This is a genomic window from Arthrobacter sp. YD2 (genome assembly GCF_030410475.1).
GTDB lineage: Bacteria > Actinomycetota > Actinomycetes > Actinomycetales > Micrococcaceae > Arthrobacter_B > Arthrobacter_B zhangbolii.
The window spans coordinates 1,351,991-1,377,712 of sequence record NZ_JAUHHB010000001.1; the positions used below are offsets into that span (position 1 = coordinate 1,351,991).

The window sequence follows — 25,722 nt, forward strand, 5'->3', positions numbered from 1 at the left end:
TCCGCCGGATGTGCCTCCTTTGCTTTAAGCCGTAGCCCTGATCCGGAAGGCGGTTCATGGAACAGAGAATCAGCGAAAAGTACCTGAACTTTGCCAGTGTCATTGACGAGGCAACGCTGGCACAGAACAGGCTGACCGCGCAGATGCCGTTTATCTATCCGCACCTGGCCTCCATGCCGGACGCGCATCTGGGCAAGGGCGCGGCCGTGGGATCCGTTATCCCTGCACTGGGTGCTGTCATTCCGGCCGCCGTCGGCGTCGATATCGGCTGCGGCATGATCGCGGTCCGGACCGGACACCGGGCTTCGGACATAGCGGGCCTGGACCGCCGGAAACTGCGGGAGGCCATTGAACGGGCCGTTCCGCTTTCCGCCGGACATAACAACAAGGTCCTCACCGCATCCGCCGGGACCCGGACAGGGGAACTGGCCGACGACGCCGCCGCGGCCGGGTTTGATCCTGCAGCTTATCTCCGGGACTGGCGCCTGCAGCTGGGCAGCCTCGGCTCCGGCAACCACTTCATCGAGGTATCCCTGGACGAGGAAGAGTCGGTCTGGCTGTTCCTGCACTCGGGATCCCGCGGGGTGGGAAACAAAATCGCACAGCGGCACATCAAGGCTGCACAGACCTACTGCACCGGACGCTCCATTAAGCTGCCCGACCGGGACCTTGCCTACCTGGAGGAAGGCGCCCCGGAGTTTGACCGCTACATAGCGGAACTGATGTGGGCGCAGAAATTCGCCCTCCTGAACCGGGAGGAAATGATGGACCGCGTCCTGGCGTGCTTCGGTGCGTGGACGGGGGAGCGGGTGCTGGAACGGGAGCGGATCAACTGCCACCACAATTACACGGAAGTGGAAGAACACTACGGCAGGAAGGTCTGGCTCTCACGCAAGGGCGCCATTGACGCCTCGCCCGGCCGTGCCGGCCTGATCCCCGGTTCCATGGGCACGGCGTCGTACGTGGTGGAAGGCAAGGGCTATGCTCCGTCCCTGAACTCGGCCCCGCACGGAGCAGGCCGGCAGTTTTCGCGCACCCGGGCGCGCAGGACGTTCAGCCGGGACCAGCTGCGGCAGGCCATGGCCGGCATTGAATACCGTGACACTGCCGCCTTCATTGACGAAATCCCGGCTGCGTACAAGGACATCGACACGGTGATGGCGGATGCGAAGGACCTGGTGTCGGTGCGGCACGTGCTGCGGCAGATCGTGAACGTAAAAGGCGACTAGGGTTCGGCACCCGGCGCCGGCAACAGAAAACCCCGCCTGGCCGGGCACTGGGCCTGGCCGGACGGGGTTTCTCGCTGTGCACCCCCCGGGACTTGAACCCGGAACCCATTGATTAAGAGTCAATTGCTCTGCCAATTGAGCTAGAGGTGCATCTTCACAGAGACGAACTCGCTGCGCCGTGAAGCGCGGTTCGATCTCCGCAACGACATGAAACACTACCACGTCCCGACCCGGAGCGCGAAACCGCCGCAGACCTCGGGACAGCAGTGGCGAAGCACAAAAAACCCCGCCCGTTCAGGCGAATAACCTGATCGGACGGGGCAGTTGGTGCACCCCCCGGGACTTGAACCCGGAACCCATTGATTAAGAGTCAATTGCTCTGCCAATTGAGCTAGAGGTGCGCATTCGATGCCGTGTAAACCGCGGATATTCCTCCGTGGCTGCATCAGCAACGACATGAAACACTACCAGCAGTTTTGCCGAAGAATGAAATCCGGACCCGTTTTGTGGGCTGTTTCACTTGGATTCGTGGCCCCGGGCAGTCCGGTTGCAGGGGAGGATAACCAGTTCGCCGGGATTTCCGTCCCAATCCGAGCCGTTATCCACTACCCAGGTCCGGGCCGGCAGGTTCGAGGCGGGATCCCCGGTGGTCACCGTGGTCGCCTGGGGCGGGTCTCCGTTTGCCGCCGTCGGTTGCGGTGCGGTCCGTTCGGCTTCCGGCCCGGGGTCGGGGCCCGCGGCCATCTGCACCGCGCCGTGTGCCAGCAGCATGCGCAGCCGGCGGGCCGTCCACACGGTGGCGGCTGATCCGAGTCCAAGGGCGGTGAAAAGAACCGATTTCCGAGCCACGGGGCCTCCTTCGGTCGGCGGAAGGCTCAATTCGACGTTACGGCCGGTGGCCGGCCGTGTCCATAGCCGGTGATGAAGGGCATCCGGCTAGGCTGGCACGCATGGCCGACGTCGAATCCCGCCCCGTACGTGTGCTCACCGTTCCCAGCGCTGAACTGCTCTCCGCCCTGCAGCCCCTGCCGGAGGGAATCCGCGCGGTGCTCTGGGATCTGGACGGTGAGCCCGAGGGCGCGGAGTACTCCGAGATTGACGCCGTGGTCTTTCCCTACCTTCCGGGTAACTACGGTGCCGCACTGTCCCGGGTTCCGGACCTTGCCCTGCTCCAGGCACAGTCCACCGGGTATGACGGCCTGCCCGAACTGGTGGAACCGGGCACTGCCATTGCCAGCGCCGCAGGCGTGCACGCCGCTGCCACGGCTGAAATGGCACTCACGCTGATGCTCGCGTCCCAACGGGGAATCGACGAGGCCGTCCGGGCACAGTCAGAGGGACGCTGGGAAGCCATTCGCTGGCCCGGACTGGCGGACCGCCGGGTACTGCTGGTGGGCGTCGGCGGCATCGGGAATGAGATTGCTGCCCGCCTTCGGCCCTTCGAGGTTGAACTGACCCGGGTGGGCCGGAGCGCACGCACTGATGAGGACGGGAAGGTCCACGGCACCGACGAACTGATCGACCTCGCTGCCGGCGCGGACATCCTGGTGGTGATCACGCCCCTGAACGGCCAGACCCGGCACCTCGTGGATGCCCGCGTGCTGGCGGCACTGCCGGACGGCGCCCTCGTAGTGAACGTGGCACGCGGGGCGGTGGTGGACAGTGAAGCACTGACCAAGGAGGTGTCCTCCGGCCGGCTGCGGGCCGCCCTGGATGTTTTTGATCCTGAGCCCATGCCCTCGGACCATCCGCTCCGAAGCGCGCCGGGAGCCATCATCACCCCGCACTGGGGCGGGAACACCGGAGCCTTCCAGCCGCGGATCGAGGCCTTTTTGCGTAAGCAGGTCGCCTTGCTGGCGCAGGGCCGGGAACCAATGAACCTGGTACGGCGCGGTCCGTGGGAATAGCTCCCGAAGATCCGGTCCGCGGGCGGGCAACCCCAGCAGGTCAGGGCCGCGGTGCTACGCGAGGTCCAGGTAGGACTGCACGAAGGAACGGAAATCGGTCCAGTCAGCAGCCTGTTCCAGCAGGGTGGATGAGTCTTCGGCCGGGAGCGCGGCCTGCGGAAGGACGCTGAAGCGGAAGATGCGTCCGGTGTTGGTCCCCACCTCGTACGCATCCGTGCCGAGTTCATCAGTGTGGGACAGATTCGTAGTGTTGATGGCTGTGGGTGCTTCAAGTGCCGCGAGGGAGTCGACGTCGAACGGGGCAAAGACCAGTTCCGCCGGGCGCCAGCGGTAGCCCAGCACATAAAACCCGGTCTCGCCGTCGAGCCCCGGGGTGGCGCAGACCAGGTTGTAGTCACCGTAATTCGGAATCTGGGTTTCGAAGACGCGGCGGAGCACGAGCTTGAGCTGATCGCTGGCTCCCGTATCCGCCTGGGCGTCCGGACTGCTGGATTCTCTATCCGATGTCATTTCCCCAGTCTATGAACACGCTCCCCCTATCCGGGAACCCCGCCCCGGCGGGTGCCGGGAACTTCATCTCCTGTTCACAGGCCGTAACAAGGGGAGCACGCGCCCGTCACAGAGCGAACGCCGCCGGCTTAAGTCCTAGGATTTAGCTATGAGCGTGGAAAATACACCGGATATCAAGCCCCGCAGCCGTGTCGTCACGGACGGGATTCATGCAGCACCCGCCCGCGGTATGTTCCGAGCCGTCGGTATGGGCGACGATGATTTCGCCAAACCGCAGATCGGCATCGCCAGTTCCTGGAACGAAATCACCCCCTGCAACCTGTCCCTGAACCGGCTGGCCCAGGGCGCCAAGGAAGGCGTCCATGCCGGCGGCGGGTTCCCCATGCAGTTCGGAACCATCTCCGTTTCGGACGGCATCTCCATGGGCCATGAAGGCATGCACTTCTCCCTGGTCTCCCGCGAAGTCATTGCCGACTCCGTGGAAACCGTGATGATGGCCGAGCGGCTCGACGGCTCGGTGCTCCTGGCCGGCTGCGACAAGTCCCTGCCGGGCATGCTGATGGCCGCAGCGCGCCTGGATCTCTCCAGCGTTTTCCTCTACGCGGGTTCCATCATGCCCGGCTTCGCCAAGATGGAAGACGGCACCGAGCGTGAAGTCACCCTTATTGACGCCTTCGAAGCCGTCGGCGCCTGCGCCGCGGGAAAGATGAGCCTCAAGGACCTGGACACCATTGAGCGTGCCATCTGCCCGGGTGAAGGTGCCTGCGGCGGCATGTACACGGCGAACACGATGGCCTGCATCGGCGAGGCGCTGGGCATGTCCCTGCCAGGTTCCGCCGCACCGCCCTCGGCCGACCGCCGCCGTGACGAATTCGCCCGCAAATCCGGCGAAGCCGTGGTCAACCTGCTGCGCAAGGGCATCACCGCCCGGGACATCATGACCAAGAAGGCCTTCGAAAACGCCATCGCGGTCACCATGGCCTTCGGCGGCTCCACAAACGCGGTCCTGCATCTGCTCGCCATCGCCCGCGAGGCTGAAGTGGACCTCACGCTGGACGACTTCAACCGCATCGGCGACAAGATCCCGCACCTGGGGGACCTGAAGCCGTTCGGCCGCTACGTGATGTTCGACGTCGACAAGATCGGCGGCGTGCCGGTGATCATGAAGGCACTGCTCGACGCCGGCCTGATTCACGGCGACTGCCTCACCGTCACCGGCAAGACCGTCGCGGAGAACCTCGCATCGATCAACCCGCCGGATCCGGACGGCAAGGTGCTCCGCGCCATGGACAACCCCATCCACAAGACCGGCGGCATCACCGTGCTGAAGGGGTCCATGGCTCCCGAAGGCGCCGTCGTTAAGTCAGCCGGCTTCGACGCGGACGTCTTCGAGGGTACCGCCCGCGTCTTCGAACGAGAACAGGGCGCCCTGGATGCCCTGGACGCCGGACAGATCCACGCCGGCGACGTCGTCGTGATCCGCTACGAAGGGCCCAAGGGCGGCCCGGGCATGCGCGAGATGCTCGCCATCACCGGTGCCATCAAGGGCGCCGGCCTGGGCAAGGATGTCCTGCTGCTCACCGACGGCCGGTTCTCCGGCGGCACCACAGGCCTGTGCATCGGCCACGTGGCCCCGGAAGCGGTCGACGGCGGTCCCATCGCCTTCGTGAAGGACGGCGACCGGATCCGCGTGGACATTGCCGCCCGCAGCTTCGACCTGCTGGTGGAGCCGGAGGAGCTCGAGGCCCGCAAGGTCGGCTGGCAGCCGCTGCCGGCCAAGTTCACCAAGGGTGTCCTGGCCAAGTACGCCAAGATGGTCAACTCGGCCTCCACCGGCGCTTACTGCGGCGGCTGATAGGCCTCCCCGGTGGTCAGGCGCTGGAGCGCCTGACCACCGGGGCCCCTAAGGCCTTGCAGCCTTATTAAGCCCTGCCGCCTCGTGTGGGCGGGAGAACCGGGTGGGGGGAGTACCCTGCCGGCTTGGCAGGGAGGGGAACCGGACAGGCATGTCCAAAAGACAGGCACCACGTCCACATAGTGAGACGGGCGTCTCATTAGATTGACACCCCCGCAGGGGACCGCAAGACTGAACGGTATGCAGATCGTACCCGTCGTCCTTATCAAGCGCGTGGCGTAATAGCCCGACTTGTCTAAGACGTCACGCGCGAACCCCTACGGAGCCAACCGGCACGAGGGGTTTTTTTATTGGCTTCGTCAGTTTTGGCTTCGCTAAGCATAAAAAAGCCCAACCGGGCACAACCCGGGCAGGCCGCCGCACAGACAATGGATCAGTATCCGCAAAGGAAGTTCCAATGAGTAAGGGATCGCCAATCAGCCCTTCGCTGATGGCCTCGAAGGCAAACGCCGCCGCACGCGCGGCAGCAGCCAAGACCAAAGACGTAGCAAGTTCCATGTCCTCCGCCTATGCCGTGGATGACCGGATCCAAGGGCCTAACAACATTGTTCCGCCCATAGAAATGACCGGTTCCCAGGCCCTAGTCCGGTCCCTGGAGGAGCTTGGCGTAGACGAGGTCTTCGGACTGCCCGGCGGCGCCATCCTGCCCACCTATGATCCCCTGATGGATTCGAAGAAGATCCGCCACGTCCTGGTCCGGCATGAGCAGGGCGCCGGACACGCTGCCGAGGGTTATGCCATGGTGACCGGCCGCGCGGGTGTCTGCATCGCGACGTCGGGCCCCGGTGCCACCAACCTGGTCACCGCCATTGCCGACGCGCACATGGACTCAGTGCCCATGGTGGCCATCACCGGGCAGGTCTCCAGTGCGTTTATCGGCTCGGACGCGTTCCAGGAAGCCGACATTGTGGGCATCACGATGCCCATCACCAAGCACTCCTACCTGGTCACCGACGCCGCGGACATCCCGCGCGTGCTGGCCGAGGCCTTCCACATTGCGACCTCGGGCCGGCCGGGTCCGGTGCTGGTGGACGTCTCCAAGGACGCCCAGCAGGCCAAAACCGTTTTCTCCTGGCCGCCCAAGATTGACCTGCAGGGTTACCGCACCGTGGTGCGCGGACATTCCAAGCAGGTTCGCGAAGCGGCACGCCTGATCACGGCGTCGCAGCGGCCGGTGTTCTACGTGGGCGGCGGTGTGCTTAAGGCCAATGCCTCGGCCGAGCTGCTGGAGCTGGCCGAACTGGTGGGTGCCCCGGTGGTCACCACCCTGATGGCCCGTGGCGTGTTCCCCGACTCGCACCCGCAGCACGTGGGCATGCCGGGCATGCACGGTTCGGTCTCCGCCGTGACCGCACTGCAGCAGTCCGATCTGCTGATCACCCTCGGCGCCCGCTTCGATGACCGGGTCACCGGCGTGCTCAGCTCCTTCGCCCCCGGCGCCAAGGTCATCCACGCGGACATTGACCCGGCGGAAATCTCCAAGAACCGTGCCGCGGATGTGCCGATTGTCGGTTCGGTGAAGGAAATCATCCCCGAGCTCACCGACGCCGTGCGGAGCCAGTTTGAAACCGAGAAGCCGGACATCTCGGCCTGGTGGGCCGTGCTGGACCGGCTGCGGGAAACGTACCCCATCGGTTACGCCGAGCCGGAAGACGGCCTGATGGCGCCGCAGAAGGTCATTGAACGCATCGGAGCCCTGACCGGTCCCGAGGGCGTTTACGTGGCCGGCGTCGGGCAGCACCAGATGTGGTCCGCGCAGTTCATCAAGTATGAGCGTCCCCGTGCCTGGCTGAATTCCGGCGGGCTGGGCACCATGGGCTACTCCGTGCCGGCGGCCATGGGGGCCAAGGTGGGCAACCCGGACCGCGTGGTGTGGGCCATTGACGGTGACGGCTGCTTCCAGATGACCAACCAGGAACTGGCCACCTGCCTGATCAACAACATCCCGATCAAGGTTGCCATCATCAACAACTCCTCGCTGGGCATGGTGCGGCAGTGGCAGACCCTCTTCTACGAGTCGCGCTACTCCAACACGGACCTCAACACCGGGCATGACACGGTCCGGGTTCCGGACTTCGTGAAGCTGGCCGACGCCTACGGCTGCGTGGGCCTGCGCTGCGAACGCGACGAGGACATCGATGCCACCATCGCCAAGGCCCTGGAGATCAATGACCGCCCCGTGGTCATCGACTTCGTGGTCAGCCGCGATTCCATGGTGTGGCCGATGGTCCCCACCGGGGTTAGCAATGACCTGATCCAGATTGCCCGCAACATGACCCCCACCTGGGAAGAGGAGGATTAGGACATGGCCCGCCACACCCTTTCCGTGCTGGTAGAAGACGTTCCCGGCGTACTGACCCGCGTAGCGTCACTGTTCGCCCGCCGGGCCTTCAACATCAATTCTTTGGCCGTGGGCCCCTCCGAGGTGCCGGGCATGTCCCGGATCACCGTGGTGGTCGACGCCGAGGGTGACCTGCTGGAGCAGGTCACCAAACAACTGAACAAACTCATCAACGTCATCAAGATTGTTGAGCTTGTTCCCGATTCCTCCGTGCAACGCGACCACATCCTGGTCAAGGTTCGCGCGGATGCCGCAACCCGGCTGCAGGTAACCCAGGCAGCCGAGCTGTTCCGCGCCTCAGTGGTGGACGTGTCCACAGACTCGCTCATCGTCGAGGCAACAGGCACCGCCGAGAAGCTCAACGCGCTGTTGTCAGTGCTTGAGCCCTTTGGCATCCGCGAAATAGTCCAATCCGGAACTCTGGCCGTAGGCCGCGGCTCAAAATCCATGAGCGACCGCGCCCTGCGCAGCGCCTGAGTTCCACCCCAGACCTTCATCCAGGAAACCAGTAGGAGATAACCACAGTGACTGACATGTACTACGACGACGACGCCGATCTGTCCATCATCCAGGGCCGCACGGTCGCCGTCATCGGCTACGGCAGCCAGGGCCACGCCCACGCACTCAGCCTCCGCGACTCCGGCGTCGACGTCCGTGTGGGACTGAAGGAAGGCTCCGCCTCCCGGGCCAAGGCCGAGGCTGAGGGCCTTCGCGTACTCAACGTCGCCGACGCCGTCGCCGAAGCCGACCTGATCATGGTCCTTACCCCGGACCAGGTCCAGCGCTTTGTCTACGCCGAGGAGATCGCCCCGAACCTGCAGTCCGGCGACGCACTGTTCTTCGGCCACGGCTTCAACATCCGCTACGGCTACATCCAGCCGCCGGCCGACGTCGACGTTGCCCTGGTCGCACCCAAGGGTCCGGGCCACATTGTGCGCCGCGAATTCGAAGCCGGCCGCGGCGTCCCTGACCTGATTGCCGTGGAGCAGAACGCATCCGGCAAGGCCAAGGAACTGGCACTGTCCTACGCCAAGGCCATCGGCGGCACCCGTGCCGGCGTCATCGAGACCACCTTCACCGAAGAAACCGAAACGGACCTCTTCGGTGAGCAGGCAGTCCTGTGCGGCGGCGCGTCGCAGCTGATCCAGTACGGCTTCGAAACCCTCACCGAAGCCGGCTACCAGCCGCAGGTGGCGTACTTCGAGGTACTTCACGAGCTGAAGCTGATTGTCGACCTCATGGTGGAAGGCGGCATCGCCAAGCAGCGCTGGAGCGTTTCCGACACGGCAGAGTACGGCGACTACGTCTCCGGCCCGCGCGTCATCGACGAGAGCGTGAAGGAGAACATGAAGGCCGTCCTCGCGGACATCCAGAGCGGCGCCTTTGCCAAGCGTTTCATCGATGACCAGGATGCCGGCGCACCCGAGTTCAAGGAACTGCGCCAGAAGGGTGAGGACCACCCGATCGAGGCCACCGGCCGCGAGCTGCGCAAGCTCTTCTCCTGGATCAAGAATGAGGACGACTACACCGAAGGCTCCGTAGCCCGCTAGTCGCCACCGTAATATCCGCACCGATTCGCCACGCCCCCGGGAGCAGGCGATAGGCTCGAAAGGCAAGCCGAATCGGCAAGGAGGCCGGACCCCTCGGGTCCGGCCTCCTGCGCGAAACCCCACCTGAATCGTCCACAGCTAAAGAGGTCACCGGTGTCTGCCACCAAACCAGTCGTACTCCTCGCGGAGGAACTCTCGCCCGCTACCGTCGAGGCCCTGGGCCCCGACTTTGAGATCCGCTCCACGGACGGTGCGGACCGCTCCCAGCTCCTTTCCGCGATCGCGGACGTGGATGCCATCCTCGTCCGCTCGGCTACGCAGGTGGACGCCGAAGCCATTGCGGCGGCGAAGAACCTGAAGGTCATTGCCCGCGCCGGCGTGGGGCTGGACAACGTGGACATCAAGGCCGCCACGCAGGCCGGCGTGATGGTGGTCAACGCCCCGACGTCGAACATCATTTCCGCCGCGGAGCTCACCGTGGGGCACATCCTGTCCCTGGCCCGGAACATCCCGCAGGCCAGCGCTGCCCTGAAGAACGGCGAATGGAAGCGCTCCAAGTACAGCGGCATCGAGCTGTTCGAAAAGAAGATCGGCATTATCGGCCTCGGCCGCATCGGTGCCCTGGTCGCGGCCCGGCTGCAGGGCTTCGGTACCGAGATCCTGGCCTATGACCCGTACGTGACCTCCGCCCGCGCCGCGCAGCTGAACGTCCGCCTGGTCACCCTGGACGAACTCCTTGAGGAATCGGACTTCATCACCATCCACATGCCCAAGACCCCCGAGACCCTGGGCATGCTCGGCGCCGAAGCCTTCGAAAAGATGAAGGACACCGCCTACGTGGTGAACGTGGCCCGCGGCGGACTCGTGGACGAGGCTGCGCTCTATGAAGCCCTGCAGGCAGGAAAAATTGCCGGTGCCGGCGTGGACGTGTTCGTCAAGGAGCCCAGCACCGACCTGCCGTTCTTCGCGCTGGACAACGTAGTGGTCACCCCGCACCTGGGCGCCTCCACCGCGGAAGCGCAGGAAAAGGCCGGCGTGTCCGTTGCCAAATCCGTCCGGCTGGCCCTGGCCGGGGAACTGGTCCCCGACGCCGTGAACGTTGCCGGCGGCGTCATCGCCGAAGACGTGCGTCCGGGTATCCCGCTGATCGAAAAGCTGGGCCGCATCTTCACTGCCCTCTCCCACGACTCCGTGACCGCCATCGACATCGAAGTGGCCGGCGAGATTGCCGCCCTGGACGTCAAGGCACTGGAGCTGGCGGCACTGAAGGGCATTTTCACCGACATTGTCTCCGAACAGGTCTCCTACGTGAACGCACCGGTGCTGGCGGAACAGCGCGGCATCGAGGTGCGCCTGCTGACCACCCCCGACGTGGATGACTACCGGAACCTGCTTACCATCCGCGGTGCCCTCTCCGACGGGTCCCGGCTGGAGGTTTCCGGCACGCTGACCGGACCGAAGCAGATCCAGAAGCTCGTCGGAGTGAACGGCTACGACCTGGAAATCCCCATCAGCGAACACCTGATTGTGCTCATCTACCAGGACCGTCCCGGCGTGATCGGCGCCCTGGGCCGGGTGCTGGGCGAGAAGGACATCAACATTGCCGGCATGCAGGTGGCCCGGAACACCGAGGGCGGCCAGGCGCTGTCCCTGCTGACCGTGGATTCCTCCGTGCCGCAGGACGTGCTGGAGAAGCTGCGCGAGGAAATCGGCGCCTCCGTGGCCCGCGAAGTGGACCTGCAGGACTAGCAGTACCGCACCGGGACCGGTTCCGCCACCGCGGGACCGGTCCTGTGCGTTTAAGCCTCCCCCCAGGGTAGGAGGCACCGCAGGGGAGATCATGCCCGCCTCCGACGCGCACCGCACCCGTGCCGCGGCAGCATGGAAGGCATGACTTCATCCATGCCGGGCGGACCTCTGCTGGCCGCCGACAACCTGACCAAAACCTACGGAAGCACCGCTGCACTGGCGGGCATCAGCCTGGCCGTATATCCGGGGGAGGCCGTGGCCGTGATGGGCGCTTCCGGTTCGGGAAAAACCACGCTGCTGCACTGCCTGGCCGGCATTATCCGCCCCGATACCGGCAGCGTCCGGCTGTTTCGCAGCGGTGCACCCGTGGAGGTCACGGCGCTGGACGACGACGCACGCTCAGCACTGCGCCGAAGCGACTTCGGTTTCGTTTTCCAGCAGGGCCTGCTGATCCCCGAGCTGACGGCCGGGGAAAATGTGGCGCTGGCCCTGATGCTCAACGGGGCGCCGCGGGCGGAAGCGGAACAGGAAGCCGTGCAGGCCCTGGCCGCTCTCGGACTGGCCGGAATGGAGCAGCGCCGTATAGGGGAGCTGTCCGGCGGACAGGCCCAGCGGGTGGCCATAGCGCGGGCACAGGTCAACGGTGCGCGGGTCCTGTTCGCGGACGAACCCACGGGTGCGCTGGATTCGCACACCTCCGCGGAAGTGATGGGGCTGCTGCTGCGCACCGTCGAGGGGACGGGGCGCTCCCTGATGGTGGTCACCCACGACCCGTCAGTGGCCCGCTGGTGCGGCAGGGTGATCACCGTGGCTGACGGCCGGATTGTCGCCGACACGGCCGGTGCGGGACGGACCCGATGACCGCCCCCGCGCCCCTGCCCGCACGTCTGTCCGCCATTGACCGTCTTCTGGACTCTTCTCCGGTGGCCGTCCGCCTCACCTGGCTGCTGAACCGTCCCGGCACCGCCGGATGGGAGAAGGCGCTGCTGCCTGTCGCAGCGTTTGCCGTGGTCACCACCTTGCTGTTGACCGTCCTGTCCGGCGCCTTGTCCTTCCTGCAGTGGGGCGACGCTGAAGGGGATCTGTATCTGCTGCTGGCCTGCTTCGCGCTGCTGCTACTGGTGTTGCCCCTCATCACCCTTGGTGGTTCCGCGGCGCGCCTTTCCGCCCGCCGGCGGGACGAGCACCTCTCAACGCTGCGCCTTCTCGGAGGCTCCGCCACGACGGTGCGGCAGGTGACAGTGCTGGAGGCCACCGCCCAGGCACTGGCCGGCGCCGTGGCCGGGGTGGCCGGGTATCTGCTGTTCGCTCCACTGGTCCAGCTGATCCACTTCCGCGGCGCAGCCCTTGGCGCTGCCTATTGGCTGCACCCGGCGGCTGGACTCGCCACAGTGCTGGCGGTGGTTCTGCTGGCCGCGGTCAGCTCCGCCGCCGGCCTGCGGAAAGTGGTGGTGTCACCCCTCGGGGTGCGGACCCGGGCCGCGGCCCAAAAGGTCCACTGGAGCCGGGCCGGGATTGCCGTGGCGGTTCTGGTTGCGGGCAGCCTGGCCCTGACGATTCCGGGCGCCGGAGCGGTGCTGGCCATCATGATGATCTTCGGCGTGTTTGCGGCCGGGATGTCCGTCCTCAACCTGGCCGGACCCTGGCTGGTTGCCCGCTCCGCCACCCGGCGCCTGCGCAGGGCACAGACGCCGGAGGACCTGCTTGCCGCCCGGACAGTGCTGGATTCCCCCAAGGCCGCGTGGCGCCAGGTCAGTGCCCTGGCCCTGGTCTGCTTCACTGCCGTAGTTGCCGGTTCGGCCGCTGCGGCCGTGCAGGGAAGCCAGTCGGAGGGGCCGGAAGACTTCCTGCTGCAGGACCTCATGACCGGTGTGCTGATCACGGTTGTTGCGGGATTCCTGATGGTCGCCTGCTCCGCTGGCATCAACCAGGCAGCCACGGTCCTGGACCGCGGTGAGCTCTACCGCAGCCTGGACCGGATGGGCATGCCGAGGGGAGTGATCGAGGGCGCACGCATCAAGGCGGTGATGCAGCCCCTGCTGCTCGTATGCACCGCTTCCGTGACAGTGTCGGCGGTCCTGCTGTTCCCGTTGGTGGGCGCGGCACTGCTTTTCGCTCCGGCGTCGATGGTTATCCTCGCGGCAACCGTTGCCGTGGGAGTGGGGCTGGTGCGGGCAGGGCTTGCCGTCACGGCTCCGGTGCTGACCTCGGTGCTGGAGGACGGGCACTAAGCTGTCCCAATGTCCCAACCTCCGCCCGAGCCGGCACCAACAGCACTGCAGCGGTCCTGGATTCCAGCCGCCTGGCTGCTGGTAGGAATAGCCTCCTATGCAGGCGTCTTCATCAATGCGTTGTTCCCGCAGGGCAGGGAGGACCAATGGGACAGCATGCTGGTGAACGGGCTGGTTCTGGGTGTGGCAGCAATCCTCACCGGGTTGATGGTCTTTGTGCCGGCCAGCCCGCCCGCACGGGCGCTCCGGGTCGCTGTTTATGCCGTTCCGATCGGATTGCTGCTGCTTGTTCAGCTTCCGACGGGGTCGGTGGAGTTCATGGCCGCCCTTCTGCTGCCCTGGGCGCTGCTCACGGCCCTGTACGGGGTGAAGGGAGGGCTACCCGCCGGGTGGGGTTATACGGCCGCTTATCCTGCAGCCGGGGTGGCCGCCTGTTTGCTGATCGCGACCGTGTGGTTCAACGAACTGGTGTGGCTCATGCCTTTGCTGCCGGTTGCCCTGCTTCTGCGCCGCCGGTACCGGGGCAGCAGGCTCAGGATGGGTATGGAGGTCCTCCTCGCGGTGCTGCTGGCGGCGTGTATCGCCGCCGAGTTCGTCATCCTGCCGCAGGGGGAGTCCTGGCTGCCATACCGCAGCATCGTCGGGACGGCCTGCACCATCAGCGTTTTCTACACCGTCATCCTTCTCGGCCTCGCGCGCCTTGCCGGCCCCAAAGCGACAAGCCCTGCCGAAACAGGGTAATTTTCTTATGTGACTTCTTCCGATTCCAAGACTCCGTTCTACATCACCACAGCCATCTCCTACCCCAACGGCGAGCCCCACATCGGGCATGCGTATGAGCACATCGCCACCGACGCCATGGCGCGCTTCAAGCGCCTGGACGGCTACGACGTGTTCTTTATGACGGGTACGGACGAGCACGGGCTGAAGATGCAGCAGTCCGCGGACAAGGAAGGCATTACCGCCAAGGAACTCGCGGACCGCAACTCGGCCGCGTTTAAGCAGATGGAAGCGGACATGGGGAACTCCTATGACCGCTTCATCCGTACCACCGACGCCGACCACTATGCCGCCGCCCAGGCCATCTGGAAGCGGATGGAGGAGAACGGGGACATCTACCTGTCCAAGTACTCCGGCTGGTATTCCGTCCGGGATGAGGCGTATTACAGCGAAGACGAGACCGAAGTCCGCGAGGACGGCGTGCGGTACTCCAAGGAAACCGACACCGAGGTGACCTGGACCGAGGAGGAGAGCTACTTCTTCCGGCTGTCCGCGTACCAGGATCGGCTCCTGGCCCTCTATGAGTCCCAGCCGGACTTCGCCGCCCCGCGCTCGCGGTTCAACGAGGTCATCAGCTTCGTGAAGGGCGGGCTGGAGGACCTCTCCATCTCCCGCACCACGTTCGACTGGGGCGTGCCCGTGCCCGGCAACCCGGACCACGTGATGTACGTGTGGGTGGACGCGCTGACCAACTACCTCACCGGCGTCGGCTTCCCCGATACCGAAAGTGAAGCCTTCCGGAAGTACTGGCCCGCCGACGTCCACGTGATCGGCAAGGACATTTCACGCTTCCACGCCATTTTCTGGCCTGCCTTCCTGATGTCCGCCAAGCTGGAACTGCCGAAGCGGATCATGATCCACGGCTTCCTGCACAACAAGGGCGTCAAGATGTCCAAGTCGCTGGGCAACGTAGTGGCCCCGAAGGACTGGGCTGACCAATACGGCCTGGACTCGGTGCGCTTCTTCCTGCTCCGCGAGGTCCCGTTCGGTGCCGATGGCTCCTACAATCACGACGCCGTCGTTGGCCGGATGAACTCCGACCTTGCCAATAACCTAGGCAACCTGGCCCAGCGCTCCCTGTCCATGGTGGCCAAGAACTGCGGCGCAGCGGTGCCGCAGCCCGGTGATTTCACGCCGGAGGACACCGCCCTGCTGGAAGCTGCAGGCAACCTCCTGCAGATCTCCCGTGAAGCGTACGATGTGCAGGATTTCCACGGCGCGCTGGAAGCTACCTGGAAGGTCCTGGGGGACACCAACGCGTACTTTGCCGAGCAGGCGCCGTGGGTGCTGCGGAAGACCGACGTCGAACGCATGAACACGGTGCTGTATGTGACCCTCGAGGTACTGCGGATTGTCGCCATCCTGATCCAGCCGGTGATGCCGGAGAGTGCGGCCAAGCTGCTGACGGTCCTTGGCCAGGACGACGACGCCGCGCGGCAGTTCAGCGCGATCGGCACACCGCTGGTGCCGGGCACTGCGCTGCCGGCGCCCACGCCCATCTTCCCGAAGTACGAGGAGCCGGCGGAATAGCCGGACGCAAAAGAACACCCCCGACAATTCGTCGGGGGTGTTCTTTTGTTAGCGGGGCCCGGCTTAGTCCGTAGCCAGGAACCGCTCCACGGCTGTTTTCTCCATCACCTCGGCCACGGCCTCCTGCTGTCCGCGGGCCATCTCGATCAGTTCCTGAAGCCGCGCCGTGTTGAACCGGTGGTCGGTGCCGGAAAGCACCAGCAGTGTCCGCCACAGGGATTCCTTCATCCGGACCAGCGACTGCAGGGACTCAAGCTCCAGCTGCCCGGTGGCGCCCCCGCCGGTGCTCAGCGGATTCAGCGGACCCAGTTTCCCGGCTGCCGCGCCCACGGCCGCTGCTGCAGCCTTGGCCTTGCTCCTTGCATAGCCCAGGGCGTGGATCAGGGATTCAAGTTCATCCCGTTCATCGGAAATCTCCTCCATCAGGCGGGCGAAGGTCTCCTCGTACGGTGATCCCTCCCATGTGCGCTGCGCGGCGGTGAACAGGCGGACGCCCGTCTCTGCGCCAATGAGGTGGTCATCCAGGTACGCGGCGAGTGATTCCCGTCCCGGGGTGAAATGTCCGGGGGCGGCATCCTGCTGGGTCATGCTGATCTCCTTACGCCTGCAGCCTGCCGGGCCAACGGTCCGGCATAAGCGTGCTTAGTAATTTGTCCTTCCCAGTATCCTTGCAGATCTGCGGCCCGACCGCGAGGCGCATGCCCCGCGGCCGGGCCGCAGATCAGCCGCAGACCGGTCCCGGCCTGATTCAACGGGTCCGGATCAGTCGGCAGCGAGTCCGGCCACCGGCGAGAGGCGGGCGGCGCGACGGGCCGGGAGGACCGACGCCGCGAGGCCGGCCAGCAGCGCCACGGCCAGGACACCGAGCAGCTGCAGCCACGGAACCGATGGCTCCACCGAGGCGAAGGAGCCCAGCGCCGACTGCGCTCCGAGCCAGCCGTAAACCGAGCCGAGCACGGTGCCCATCAGGGCAGCCACCCCGGCGATCAGCACGGCTTCGAGTGCCAGCATGCCGCGCAGCTGTCCGCGGGTCAGGCCCAGTGCCCGCAACAGGGACGACTCGCGGGTGCGTTCCAATACCGAGAGGGACAGTGTGTTGGCCACACCCACCAGGGCAATCACCACGGCCACTCCCAGCAGGCCGGTGACCACCATCAGCAGGACGTCGATGACCTGGTCAAACGCGGCACGCTCAATCGCGGAACCGTTCACCGTGTACTCCTCCACATCCAGCCGTTCCGCCAGATCGGCGCGCAGGTCTATCAGGGCGGAGGTATTCAGGGTCTCCTCCACGGACAGCCAGAGCTCCGGCAACGGAACGTAGTCAGCGGAAGCGGGCAGCGGTGCAGGGCCACCCAGCTTCGCCGCCGTGTCGGCACTGATGAGCGGGCGCAGCTGTTTGCTGTTCGATTCCAGTACCTTCAGCTCCGCGGTGGAGCGCGCCCCGGTTACCGTCAGCGTTTCGGACTTGATGCCCTGCGGCATCAGGATGGTGTTGTCCGTGAGGACCAGGTCGGAATCCTGCAGGACCTTCGCCGCTTCAGCAGGATCCAGCGCGTACACGTCGTAGGCGCCGTATTCCTCCGTGTCGGTGGTACCGGCCAGGGGCACCAGGACAGCGTCCTGCACACCGTCAACGGCACGTGCGGTGTCCGCGTCGGCGGCGGTGAACGGACGGTCCTGGCCGGCAACGCTCACATCCACCGGGAACTCTCCCGCCAACACGTCGTCCAGGGAGGTCCGCGCCGTGGCGGCCCCGGTCATCATCATGGTGACCAGGGTGACGCCGATCAGCAGGGCGGAGGATGTTGCCGACGTACGCTGGGGGTTCCGGACGGCGTTGACCGCTGCTAGTTTGCCGGGCACTCCCAGCGGAGCAGCGATCCTGCCGACGGCCCGCACCAGACCCGGGACAAACAGCGTGGCGCACATCAGCACGCCCACAAAGCTCAGGATGCCGCCGGGCAGCGCCACCAGGAGGTCCGAGGAGACTGCACCGGCAGCCAGCAGGGCGGCACCGCCGGCCAGGAGCACCAGGCCGATGGCCAGGCGGACCCGCCCGCGCTTTGTTCCGGCCCGAACATCTTCGGCAGGGCGCAGGGCAGCCAGCGGGGCAACCGCGGTGGCGGCCCGGGCCGGAACCAGGGCGGACAGGACGGTCAGCAGGACACCCACCACCAGTCCGGCGACTACCGAGCCGGGGGAGACCGCCAGTGTGGCGAAGCCGCTTTCGGGAATGGTCTGCAGGTAGGCAATGATGCCGCCCACCAGGGCCACGGCGGCCAGGACACCTGCAACGGATGCGACTATGCCCACAATCAGGGCTTCCACGATGACGGAGCGGCGGATCTGCGAACGTTCGGCACCGATGCAGCGCAGCAGGGCAAGTTCGCGGGTGCGCTGGGCCACCAGCACGGAGAAGGTGTTGGAAACCACCAACGCGCAGACCAGCACCGCCACCGCGGCGAAGGCCAGCAGGATGATGGTCAGGGCATCGTCTCCGCCGGTGTACATGGCCACCAGGACATCGGTCTGCTCGGCAGCGGTACGGACAACCACCTCACCCATGCCCGCGGCGGAAAGCTCCTGCTCCACGGCGGCCCGCACCTCGTTCACGTCGGCGCCGTCGGCCAGCGCCAGCTGGATGGTGTCGAAGCCGTCTTCCACGTTGGCGAACAATGCCGCGGTGGCGCCGGTGGCATAGAGCTGGGCATTGCCCATGCTGGTCGGGTCATCGGACGGGGCTACCAGTGCGGTGACTGTCAGCTCCACGGCAGCTGAATCGTCCGTTCCACCGGTGAGGCTGAGCACGGAGCCCTTCGACAGGCCCGCCCGCTCGGCGGTGTCGCTGTCCACGGCCACCTCGCCGTCGGACACCGGCAGCGAACCGTCGGTGACCTTTCCCGGGAAGAGCCCCGTGTACTCGGGAATGCTGTCCAGCTTGCCGTACACCGTGTCCCGGCCCGTGCCGAAGCTGACGTATCCCTGCTGCACCTCGTAGCTTCCCGCCACTCCGGGGAGGTCACGGACAATGGCGGCGGTGTCCTCGTCCAGCACCAGCGGATCGGACCGGAACAGGTTGCCGTTGAGGATCAGATCCGCGTTGCGGTAGCTCTGGCCGACGCTCTGGGTCAGCGAGGCCTTGGAGGAGGAATTAATGATCAGAGTGGCCGTCAGGAAGCCGACGGCGATGAGGACTGCCAGGGAGACCGCTATGAAACGGCGGGCGTTCAGGCGCACCTGCGCCAGCGCTACCTGCAACATGCCTTACGCCCCCAGCTTGGTCAGGGCGGCCAGTACGGTGTCCGGGGTGGGATTCGCCAGTTCGCCCACCAGCGCGCCGTCATTCATGAGCACAACCCGGTCCGCGTAGGAAGCGGCCACGGGATCGTGGGTGACCATGATGATGGTCTGGCCCATCTCCTTGGTGGAACGGCGGAGCAGGGAAAGGACCTCGGCTCCGGACTTGGAATCCAGGTTGCCGGTGGGCTCGTCTCCGAAGAGCACGTCCGGGCGGGTCAGCAGGGCACGGGCTACGGCCACGCGCTGCTGCTGGCCGCCGGAGAGTTCATGCGGCCGGTGCTTCAGCCGGCCGGTGAGGCCCAGGGTTTCGGTGATGCTTTCCAGCCAGGCCCGGTCCACCTTGCCGTTGGCCAGCGCGACGGGGAGGGTGATGTTCTGTTCGGCGGTAAGCGTGGGGACCAGGTTGAAGGACTGGAAAACGAAGCCCACGGAGTCCCGGCGAAGGCGGGTCAGTGCGGCGTCGTTAAGTCCGGTGAGTTCGGTGCCGCCTATCCAGATGCGTCCCGAGTCGGAGGTATCCAGGCCGGCCAGGCAATGCATCAGGGTCGACTTTCCGGAGCCGGACGGACCCATAATGGCCGTGAAGGTGCCGGTTTCAAAGCTCACGTCCACATCCCGAAGGGCGTGGACCCGGGTTTCACCGGTGCCGTACGTCTTGTTCAGCCTCTGCGCGGCTGCGGCCAGGCGGGTTTTCCCCGTGCCGGGGACAGGATTCTGCTCTGCGAGTGTTGTCATGGTTCCCACGCTATGCCCGCGGCATCATGGGCCACATCGAGCCGGGGGACGGTTCCCGGGGAACCGGCCTCATACCGTGGGTGGAAGGGCGCCGGCCAGCCGGTAGGACTCATGCAGCATTTCTGCCAGCTCATCCTGCGGAACACATGCCAGCCGCACCAGGACCAACAGCGGAGAGGACTCGTGATGCGGGGTCCAGAAGTAGATGTCCGGCTGCAGCGCCGCCAGTGCCTCCCGTTCCGCACTTTTGACCGTCAGGGAGTCTTCATCCCACATCCGGGCCATCAGCGTGCGGGCAAACCAGGCGGGCTGCTTCCAGCTGAGCCGTTCCGAGACGCCGGGCAGGGAGAGGCAGACCTGACGGACGTCCTCGACAGTGGCCGTGCGCCGTCCCCGTTCCATGCCCCTAGGGTGCGACTATGCCCGTCTCGTACGCAATAACCACGGCCTGCACCCGGTCCCGGGCGCCCAGCTTGGCCAGGATATGGCCCACGTGGGTTTTGACCGTTGCCTCCGAGAGGAAGAGCTTCGCGGCGATCTCAGGATTGGAGAGGCCCTGGGCTATCAGGGTGAAAACCTCGTGTTCGCGCGGCGTCAGGGTTTCGACGGCGGCGGCATGCGGGCTTCCGGGTGTTCCGGCGGTGCGCAGCATGGGGGCAACGTGGTCCAGCAGGCGGCGGGTGGTGGACGGCGCAATCACCGCATCACCGCGGTGCACGGTGCGGATGGCTTCCAAGAGCTCCTCGGGCGGGGCATCCTTGAGCAGAAAGCCGCTGGCGCCGGCCTGGATGGCGGAAAGCGCGTACTCATCCAGGTCGAAGGTGGTCAGCACCACCACCTTCACGTCTTCGTTCCGCTCCCCGCCGTTTCCGGCGTCGAGGATCCGGGAGGTGGCCTCGATGCCGTCCATTCCCGGCATCCGGACGTCCATCAGCACAACGTCGGCCCGTACGGCGGCCAGTGCGGCCAGGGCCTCGTGTCCGTTGCCGGCTTCGGCAACCACCTCGAGATCCGGCTGTGAATTGATCAGCATGCGGAAACCGCCGCGCACCAGCTGCTGGTCATCCACCAGGACCACCCGGATGGGATCGGCGGAAGGGAGCGGTGTTTCGGACGCTGCGGTCCAGGGGGAATCCGGCACTATGCCTAGGCCTCCGTGTAGGGGATGAATGCTTCAACGCGGAATCCTCCGCCGGCCGCCGGAGCAGCCTTTAGGGTTCCATCGTAAAGCGCCAGCCGCTCGCCCATCCCCTTGATGCCCTGTCCGGCGCCGTCGCTGTCGATGGCTGCAGCGGCACCTATCCCGTTGTCGGTGACAGTGAGGGCCAGCCCCCGCGGTGACCACTGGAGGTCAACAGCCGCCCGGGCGCTGGGACCGGCATGCTTCAGCACGTTGGTCAGGGATTCCTGGATGACTCTGTACGCGCTGAGCTCAGCGCCCGGCGGCAGGGGCCGGCGGGGCGCGCCGTCCACCTGCACGGAAACATCCACCCCGCCGTGCCGGACAGAGTCCACCAACGCATCAACATCTGCCAGTGAGGGCAGGGGGCGGGTGGAGGCTGCCTCGTCGCCGCGGAGCACGCCGAGCAGCCGGCGCATTTCGCGCAGGGAACTCCGCCCGGTTTCGGCGATCACGCCCAGGGTTCGCGGGGCGACGTCCGGATCGTCGGCGCTCGCATACCGCGCGCCGTCGGCCTGCGTAATGATCACCGAGAGCGAGTGCGCCACAATGTCATGCATCTCCCGGGCAATGTGGCTGCGTTCGTCCGCGGCGGCCAGGTCCCGCTCCTGCTGGCGTTCAATCTCCAGGCGGTGGGCGCGGTCCTGGAGCGCCTGCATCGCCAGGCGCCGGGTGCGGGCCAGGTCCCCGAAGGTCCAGAAGACCAGGACCACCGCATCAACGGCGATGACCAATATGAGCATCGGGATGAACCCGGTAGTCCCGGGAAGGCTGCCTCCCATGGCCGGCACAATGAAATACACCAGCACAAAGGCCATGCCGCCAGCCAGCGCCAGCCCCAGCCCGGCCAGGCTTGCCCACCGTGGAGCGAAGGCCGCCAGCGAGTAGACCATGCCCAGGACAAGAATGTCAGCCGGCAACCCCGTCTCCGGGACCAGGAACAGGGAGAGGATGCAGGCGGTGGCCTGGACCGCCGCTGCCGGTACGGGCCTGGTGCGGCGCCAGGCCATGCTCATGCAGATGGCTGTCGACAACAGGAATTCGACCGGCTGCCAGCGGCCGATGAGCAGGACCGGCACCGCGAGGAACAGGGTGAAGCCCAGGGCGGAGCACAGGTCCACCTTGGCGGGGTTTGCCTGCATCCAGGCATAGATACGTCGGTGCAGGAGCATGGACAACAACTTTAGGCCCCCCGTTCCTCCGGCGCGTCATGCCAGGGGTGGAATTCTCGCCGCAGTGTTCAGCATGTGAGATGGGTTGTCCGGCATCCGGACCGTCTTTCTATGATGGGCGTTATGAGCGAAGAACAGTCCAAAGTCATTTCCCTGGCCGTGATCCCGGGCGACGGAATCGGCCCGGAGGTTACGGCCGAAGCAGTGAAGGTGCTGAACAAGGTCACCGCGGGCGGACCAGCCCGGTTTGACCTGACCGAGTATGAGCTCGGGGCTGAGCACTGGCTGGCAACGGGGGAGACCCTGCCGGATAAGACACTGGACGCACTCAAGGGCCATGACGCGATTCTTTTCGGAGCCGTGGGTGCGGCGCCCGGGGACACGAGCATGCCCTCGGGGCTGATTGAACGCGAGCTGCTGCTCAAGCTGCGCTTCAGCCTGGACCACTACGTAAACCTCCGCCCGTCCAAGCTGTACACGGGAGTTGACAGCCCGCTGGCCAATCCCGGAGACGTCGATTTCATCGTGGTTCGCGAAGGAACCGAAGGGCCATATGCCGGCAACGGGGGAGTGCTCCGTGAGGGAACCCCGCAGGAGATCGCCACCGAAGTTTCGCTCAACACCGCCTACGGCGTCGAGCGCGTGGTTCGTGATGCCTTCCGCCGGGCCTCGCAGCGGCCGCGCCGGAAGCTGACGCTGGTGCATAAGCACAACGTGCTGGTCAACGCCGGGCGCCTGTGGAAGCGAACCGTGGAAAAGGTGGCCGCGGAATTCCCCGAGGTCACCCACGACTACCTGCACGTGGACGCCGCCACCATCTTTATGGTGAGTGATCCCTCACGGTTCGACGTCATCGTCACGGACAACCTCTTCGGCGACATCATCACCGACCTGGCTGCCGCGATCACCGGCGGCATTGGTTTGGCGGCCTCCGGCAACATCAACATGGACCGCACCTACCCGTCCATGTTCGAACCCGTACACGGCTCTGCCCCGGACATCGCCGGGCAGCAGAAAGCTGATCCCACCGCAGCCATCCTCTCGGCTGCCCTGCTGCTGGAGCACCTGGGATTCGATGATGAAGCCGCGCGGATACAGCAGGCCGTCGCCGCGGATCTCGCCAACCGGGGCGGAAAACGCCGTACCACCGCCGAAGTGGGCGATGCCATCGCCGCCGCGGTGTCATAAGCTCAGTCATAGCCAATAAGTAGTCGTCGAACGGGTTTTTGCCGTTCACCGTGGAGGAATCATGACCGTCAGCGCACTGGAATTCACCCAGGAGCTTTCCACCAACCCGAAGTCCGCCTCCGAGCGGGCCACCATCCTGGCGAACCCCGGATTCGGCGACTACTTCACCGACCACACCGCCGTCATTGACTGGAAGGCAGCCGAAGGCGGAGACGCCCAGTGGCAGAACGCCCGCATTGAGCCCTACGGACCCATCTCGATCGATCCGGCAGCCGGCGTCCTGCACTACGGGCAGGAGATCTTCGAAGGCCTCAAGGTATACCGGCACGCAGACGGTTCCGTGGTGAGTTTCCGCCCCGAAGCCAATGCTGCACGCCTGAACCTCTCCGCCCGCCGGCTGGCGCTGCCCGAGCTTCCCGAGGAACTGTTCCTGGAGTCCATCCGCCGGCTGGTGGCCCTGGACCAGGACTGGATCCCGGACGGCGACGGCGCCGCGCTCTACCTGCGCCCGTTCATGATCGCCACAGAGGCGTTCCTGGGTGTCCGTCCGGCCCGCGAGGTGTCCTACCGCGTGATTGCCTCGCCGGCGGGGAACTACTTCGGCGGGGAACTGAAGCCGGTCTCCATCTGGCTTTCCTCCAAGTACGCCCGCGCCGGCCGCGGCGGCACCGGTGAAGCAAAGTGCGGCGGCAACTACGCTGCCTCACTCATCGCCCAGATGGAAGGCGAAGCCAACGGCTGCAAGCAGGTGCTGTTCCTGGATGAATTCAACGACAACGCCGTGGAAGAGCTTGGCGGCATGAATGTCTTCTTCGTCTTCAAGGACGGACGCCTGGTCACCCCCGCACTCTCCGGCACCATCCTGCACGGAATCACGCGCTCTTCCGTTCTGCAGCTGGGCCGGGACCGCGGCATGGACGTTCAGGAACGCAAGATCACCCTGGATGAATGGCGCGACGGCGTTGCCTCCGGTGAAATCACCGAAGTCTTCGCGTGCGGCACGGCAGCGGTCATCACTCCCGTGGGCCAGCTGAAGTCCGAAACTGAGGTCATCGGATCCGCGGACGCGAAGCCGGGAGAAGTCACCATGTCCATCCGCGAGCAGCTGCTCGGCATCCAGACCGGCACCGTGGAGGATACCCACGGCTGGCTGACCCGCCTGGCCTAGGAACCCATGTCAACCACCGAACAGCTTCCGGATTCCGGGCTGGTCCGCAGCAGCGAGCTCAGCCGTGTCCGGCTTGCCCCGAACCCGGGGCCCATGTCCCTGGACGGCACCAACAGCTACGTTTTGGCTGCCCCGGGATCCGGAAGCACGGTGGTGGTGGATCCGGGTCCGCTGGACGAGGAGCATCTGCAGGCCCTGGCCGGCGCCGGAACCGTGGAACTGGTGCTGATTACCCACCGGCACCCTGACCACACCGAGGCGAGCCGGCGGTTCGCGGAGCTGACGGGCGCACCGGTGCGCGCACTTGATCCGAAGTACTGCGTCGGAGCGGATCCGCTCGGCGCCGATGAAAGCATTAAGGCCGCCGGACTCCAGATCAGGGTCCTGGCGACGCCCGGACACACCTCGGACTCGGTGTGTTTCTGGCTTCCCGACGACGGCGGCAACGGCTCCGTGCTTACCGGAGACACCATCCTGGGGCGGGGGACCACGGTGCTGGACTATCCGGACGGGACCCTGGGGGACTACCTGCAGACACTGGAGATGCTGGCTGACCTCGGTGCCGCCACGGTTCTTCCCGGACACGGGCCCGTTCAACCGGATCTGAGCTCACTGGTCCTGACCTACCGGGACCACCGGGAAGAGCGGCTGGAACAGATTCGTACCGCCCTGGACCACATCGGTTCGAACGCCGGCGCCGGGGACATCGCGGACCTGGTGTACGCGGATGTGCCGGCCAACGTGCGTGCCGCCGCCGAGCTGTCGGTGGCCGCACAGCTGGCGTACCTCCGCGGCAACGGATAGGCGCCCGCGCTGCCCGGCAGAGATGGGGCCCGCCCCGGCAGGGAATGGGACCCGGTAGGGAACGGGACCCGACAGGCAGGTGTCCTGATTTGCCGTCCGATGGCCGGCCCCTCTGTTCATGTGACGGGTGTTTATGTGACGAGGCTGACCGGGAACCGGCTTGCGCAGAGGGCAGCCTGAGGCTTTACCATGGATGTATCGGCCGAAACGCTGGCCCGCACAGCCGGATCTGCGGTGTTGCGGACAGCGTGCGGCAGGTCACTTCGATCCGGTTTGCAAGGACCGGTCGGGGTGTGTAAAGTAATTGAAGTCGCCGCGGCAGGGACGCTGAAAAAGCGCCCGAGCATGGCGGCCAAACCCCTTCGAAAATCAGAGTCCAACTCCCGTGCCCTTCACCGGGCCGGCGGAAAAGACTCCGGTTCACGCTGGG

The 25,722-nt window shown here is 65.8% G+C and carries 22 protein-coding genes and 2 tRNA genes; 14 read left to right on the forward strand and 10 right to left on the reverse strand.

Translation table 11 applies throughout. The features are described 5' to 3' along the window. Positions 1–56 precede the first annotated feature (56 nt). Positions 57–1,229, forward strand: a complete 1,173-nt coding sequence (locus QWJ37_RS06490; RefSeq protein WP_290244792.1) for an RtcB family protein — start codon at positions 57–59, stop codon at positions 1,227–1,229. A gap of 77 nt (positions 1,230–1,306) precedes the next feature. On the opposite strand, the gene QWJ37_RS06495 is transcribed toward QWJ37_RS06490, so the two are convergent. From QWJ37_RS06495 to QWJ37_RS06505, 3 genes are all read right to left on the reverse strand, one after another. Next, positions 1,307–1,379, reverse strand: a tRNA-Lys gene (locus tag QWJ37_RS06495). Positions 1,380–1,554: 175 nt separating this feature from the next. Continuing rightward, positions 1,555–1,630, reverse strand: a tRNA-Lys gene (locus QWJ37_RS06500). A 115-nt stretch (positions 1,631–1,745) separates the two neighbouring features. Then, positions 1,746–2,078, reverse strand: a complete 333-nt coding sequence (locus QWJ37_RS06505; RefSeq protein ID WP_290244793.1) for a hypothetical protein — start codon at positions 2,076–2,078, stop codon at positions 1,746–1,748. 101 nt (positions 2,079–2,179) lie between these two features. Between QWJ37_RS06505 and QWJ37_RS06510 the strand changes: the two genes are divergently transcribed. After that, positions 2,180–3,136, forward strand: coding sequence for a 2-hydroxyacid dehydrogenase (locus QWJ37_RS06510; RefSeq protein WP_227903287.1), 957 nt, complete (start codon positions 2,180–2,182; stop codon positions 3,134–3,136). A gap of 54 nt (positions 3,137–3,190) precedes the next feature. On the opposite strand, the gene QWJ37_RS06515 is transcribed toward QWJ37_RS06510, so the two are convergent. Beyond that, positions 3,191–3,646 carry a hypothetical protein gene (locus QWJ37_RS06515; RefSeq protein ID WP_290244794.1) on the reverse strand — a complete coding sequence of 152 codons (456 nt, stop codon included), beginning with the start codon at positions 3,644–3,646 and terminating at the stop codon, positions 3,191–3,193. Between the two features lie 148 nt (positions 3,647–3,794). On the opposite strand from QWJ37_RS06515, the gene ilvD reads away from it, so the two are divergent. From ilvD to metG, 9 genes are all read left to right on the forward strand, one after another. After that, complete coding sequence (gene ilvD, locus QWJ37_RS06520) at positions 3,795–5,501, forward strand: dihydroxy-acid dehydratase (protein ID WP_227903285.1); 1,707 nt, start codon at positions 3,795–3,797, stop codon at positions 5,499–5,501. A 457-nt stretch (positions 5,502–5,958) separates the two neighbouring features. Further along, entirely contained in the window at positions 5,959–7,863 is a 1,905-nt protein-coding gene (locus tag QWJ37_RS06525; protein ID WP_227903284.1) for an acetolactate synthase large subunit, read from the forward strand. Positions 7,864–7,866: 3 nt separating this feature from the next. Beyond that, the gene (gene ilvN / locus QWJ37_RS06530; RefSeq protein ID WP_227903283.1) at positions 7,867–8,379 is read left to right on the forward strand and encodes an acetolactate synthase small subunit; all 513 of its coding nucleotides are present in this window, start codon (positions 7,867–7,869) and stop codon (positions 8,377–8,379) included. Between the two features lie 47 nt (positions 8,380–8,426). After that, on the forward strand, positions 8,427–9,452 hold the full coding sequence (ilvC, locus tag QWJ37_RS06535; protein ID WP_227903282.1) for a ketol-acid reductoisomerase: 1,026 nt from the start codon (positions 8,427–8,429) through the stop codon (positions 9,450–9,452). Between the two features lie 153 nt (positions 9,453–9,605). Beyond that, the gene (gene serA, locus QWJ37_RS06540; protein WP_227903281.1) at positions 9,606–11,201 is read left to right on the forward strand and encodes a phosphoglycerate dehydrogenase; all 1,596 of its coding nucleotides are present in this window, start codon (positions 9,606–9,608) and stop codon (positions 11,199–11,201) included. Positions 11,202–11,342: 141 nt separating this feature from the next. After that, the gene (locus QWJ37_RS06545; protein WP_290244795.1) at positions 11,343–12,062 is read left to right on the forward strand and encodes an ABC transporter ATP-binding protein; all 720 of its coding nucleotides are present in this window, start codon (positions 11,343–11,345) and stop codon (positions 12,060–12,062) included. Continuing rightward, positions 12,059–13,432, forward strand: coding sequence for an FtsX-like permease family protein (locus tag QWJ37_RS06550; protein WP_290244796.1), 1,374 nt, complete (start codon positions 12,059–12,061; stop codon positions 13,430–13,432). Before QWJ37_RS06545 ends, QWJ37_RS06550 begins: the two co-directional genes overlap by 4 nt. Before the next feature lie 9 nt (positions 13,433–13,441). Beyond that, a complete protein-coding gene (locus QWJ37_RS06555) occupies positions 13,442–14,173 on the forward strand; it encodes a hypothetical protein (protein WP_290244797.1) in 732 nt (243 codons plus the stop codon). A 9-nt stretch (positions 14,174–14,182) separates the two neighbouring features. Further along, a complete protein-coding gene (gene metG, locus QWJ37_RS06560; RefSeq protein ID WP_290244798.1) occupies positions 14,183–15,742 on the forward strand; it encodes a methionine--tRNA ligase in 1,560 nt (519 codons plus the stop codon). A gap of 63 nt (positions 15,743–15,805) precedes the next feature. Here metG and QWJ37_RS06565 read toward each other — a convergent pair whose 3' ends face one another. From QWJ37_RS06565 to QWJ37_RS06590, 6 genes are all read right to left on the reverse strand, one after another. Then, positions 15,806–16,330, reverse strand: a complete 525-nt coding sequence (locus tag QWJ37_RS06565; protein ID WP_290244799.1) for a hypothetical protein — start codon at positions 16,328–16,330, stop codon at positions 15,806–15,808. Positions 16,331–16,504: 174 nt separating this feature from the next. Continuing rightward, on the reverse strand, positions 16,505–19,006 hold the full coding sequence (locus QWJ37_RS06570; RefSeq protein WP_290244800.1) for an ABC transporter permease: 2,502 nt from the start codon (positions 19,004–19,006) through the stop codon (positions 16,505–16,507). 3 nt (positions 19,007–19,009) lie between these two features. Beyond that, a complete protein-coding gene (locus QWJ37_RS06575; RefSeq protein WP_290244801.1) occupies positions 19,010–19,780 on the reverse strand; it encodes an ABC transporter ATP-binding protein in 771 nt (256 codons plus the stop codon). A 69-nt stretch (positions 19,781–19,849) separates the two neighbouring features. Then, a complete protein-coding gene (locus tag QWJ37_RS06580; protein ID WP_290244802.1) occupies positions 19,850–20,182 on the reverse strand; it encodes an MmcQ/YjbR family DNA-binding protein in 333 nt (110 codons plus the stop codon). 4 nt (positions 20,183–20,186) lie between these two features. After that, positions 20,187–20,858 (reverse strand): response regulator transcription factor, encoded by a 672-nt coding sequence (locus QWJ37_RS06585; protein WP_279326978.1) that lies wholly within the window; start codon positions 20,856–20,858, stop codon positions 20,187–20,189. A 68-nt stretch (positions 20,859–20,926) separates the two neighbouring features. After that, entirely contained in the window at positions 20,927–22,132 is a 1,206-nt protein-coding gene (locus QWJ37_RS06590; RefSeq protein WP_290244803.1) for a histidine kinase, read from the reverse strand. Between the two features lie 123 nt (positions 22,133–22,255). Here QWJ37_RS06590 and QWJ37_RS06595 point away from each other — a divergent pair, with 123 nt between their 5' ends. From QWJ37_RS06595 to QWJ37_RS06605, 3 genes are all read left to right on the forward strand, one after another. Next, complete coding sequence (locus QWJ37_RS06595; RefSeq protein ID WP_290244804.1) at positions 22,256–23,320, forward strand: 3-isopropylmalate dehydrogenase; 1,065 nt, start codon at positions 22,256–22,258, stop codon at positions 23,318–23,320. A 61-nt stretch (positions 23,321–23,381) separates the two neighbouring features. Further along, positions 23,382–24,488 carry a branched-chain amino acid aminotransferase gene (locus tag QWJ37_RS06600; RefSeq protein WP_227903269.1) on the forward strand — a complete coding sequence of 369 codons (1,107 nt, stop codon included), beginning with the start codon at positions 23,382–23,384 and terminating at the stop codon, positions 24,486–24,488. A 6-nt stretch (positions 24,489–24,494) separates the two neighbouring features. Beyond that, entirely contained in the window at positions 24,495–25,292 is a 798-nt protein-coding gene (locus tag QWJ37_RS06605) for an MBL fold metallo-hydrolase (RefSeq protein WP_290244805.1), read from the forward strand. Positions 25,293–25,722: the final 430 nt, after the last annotated feature.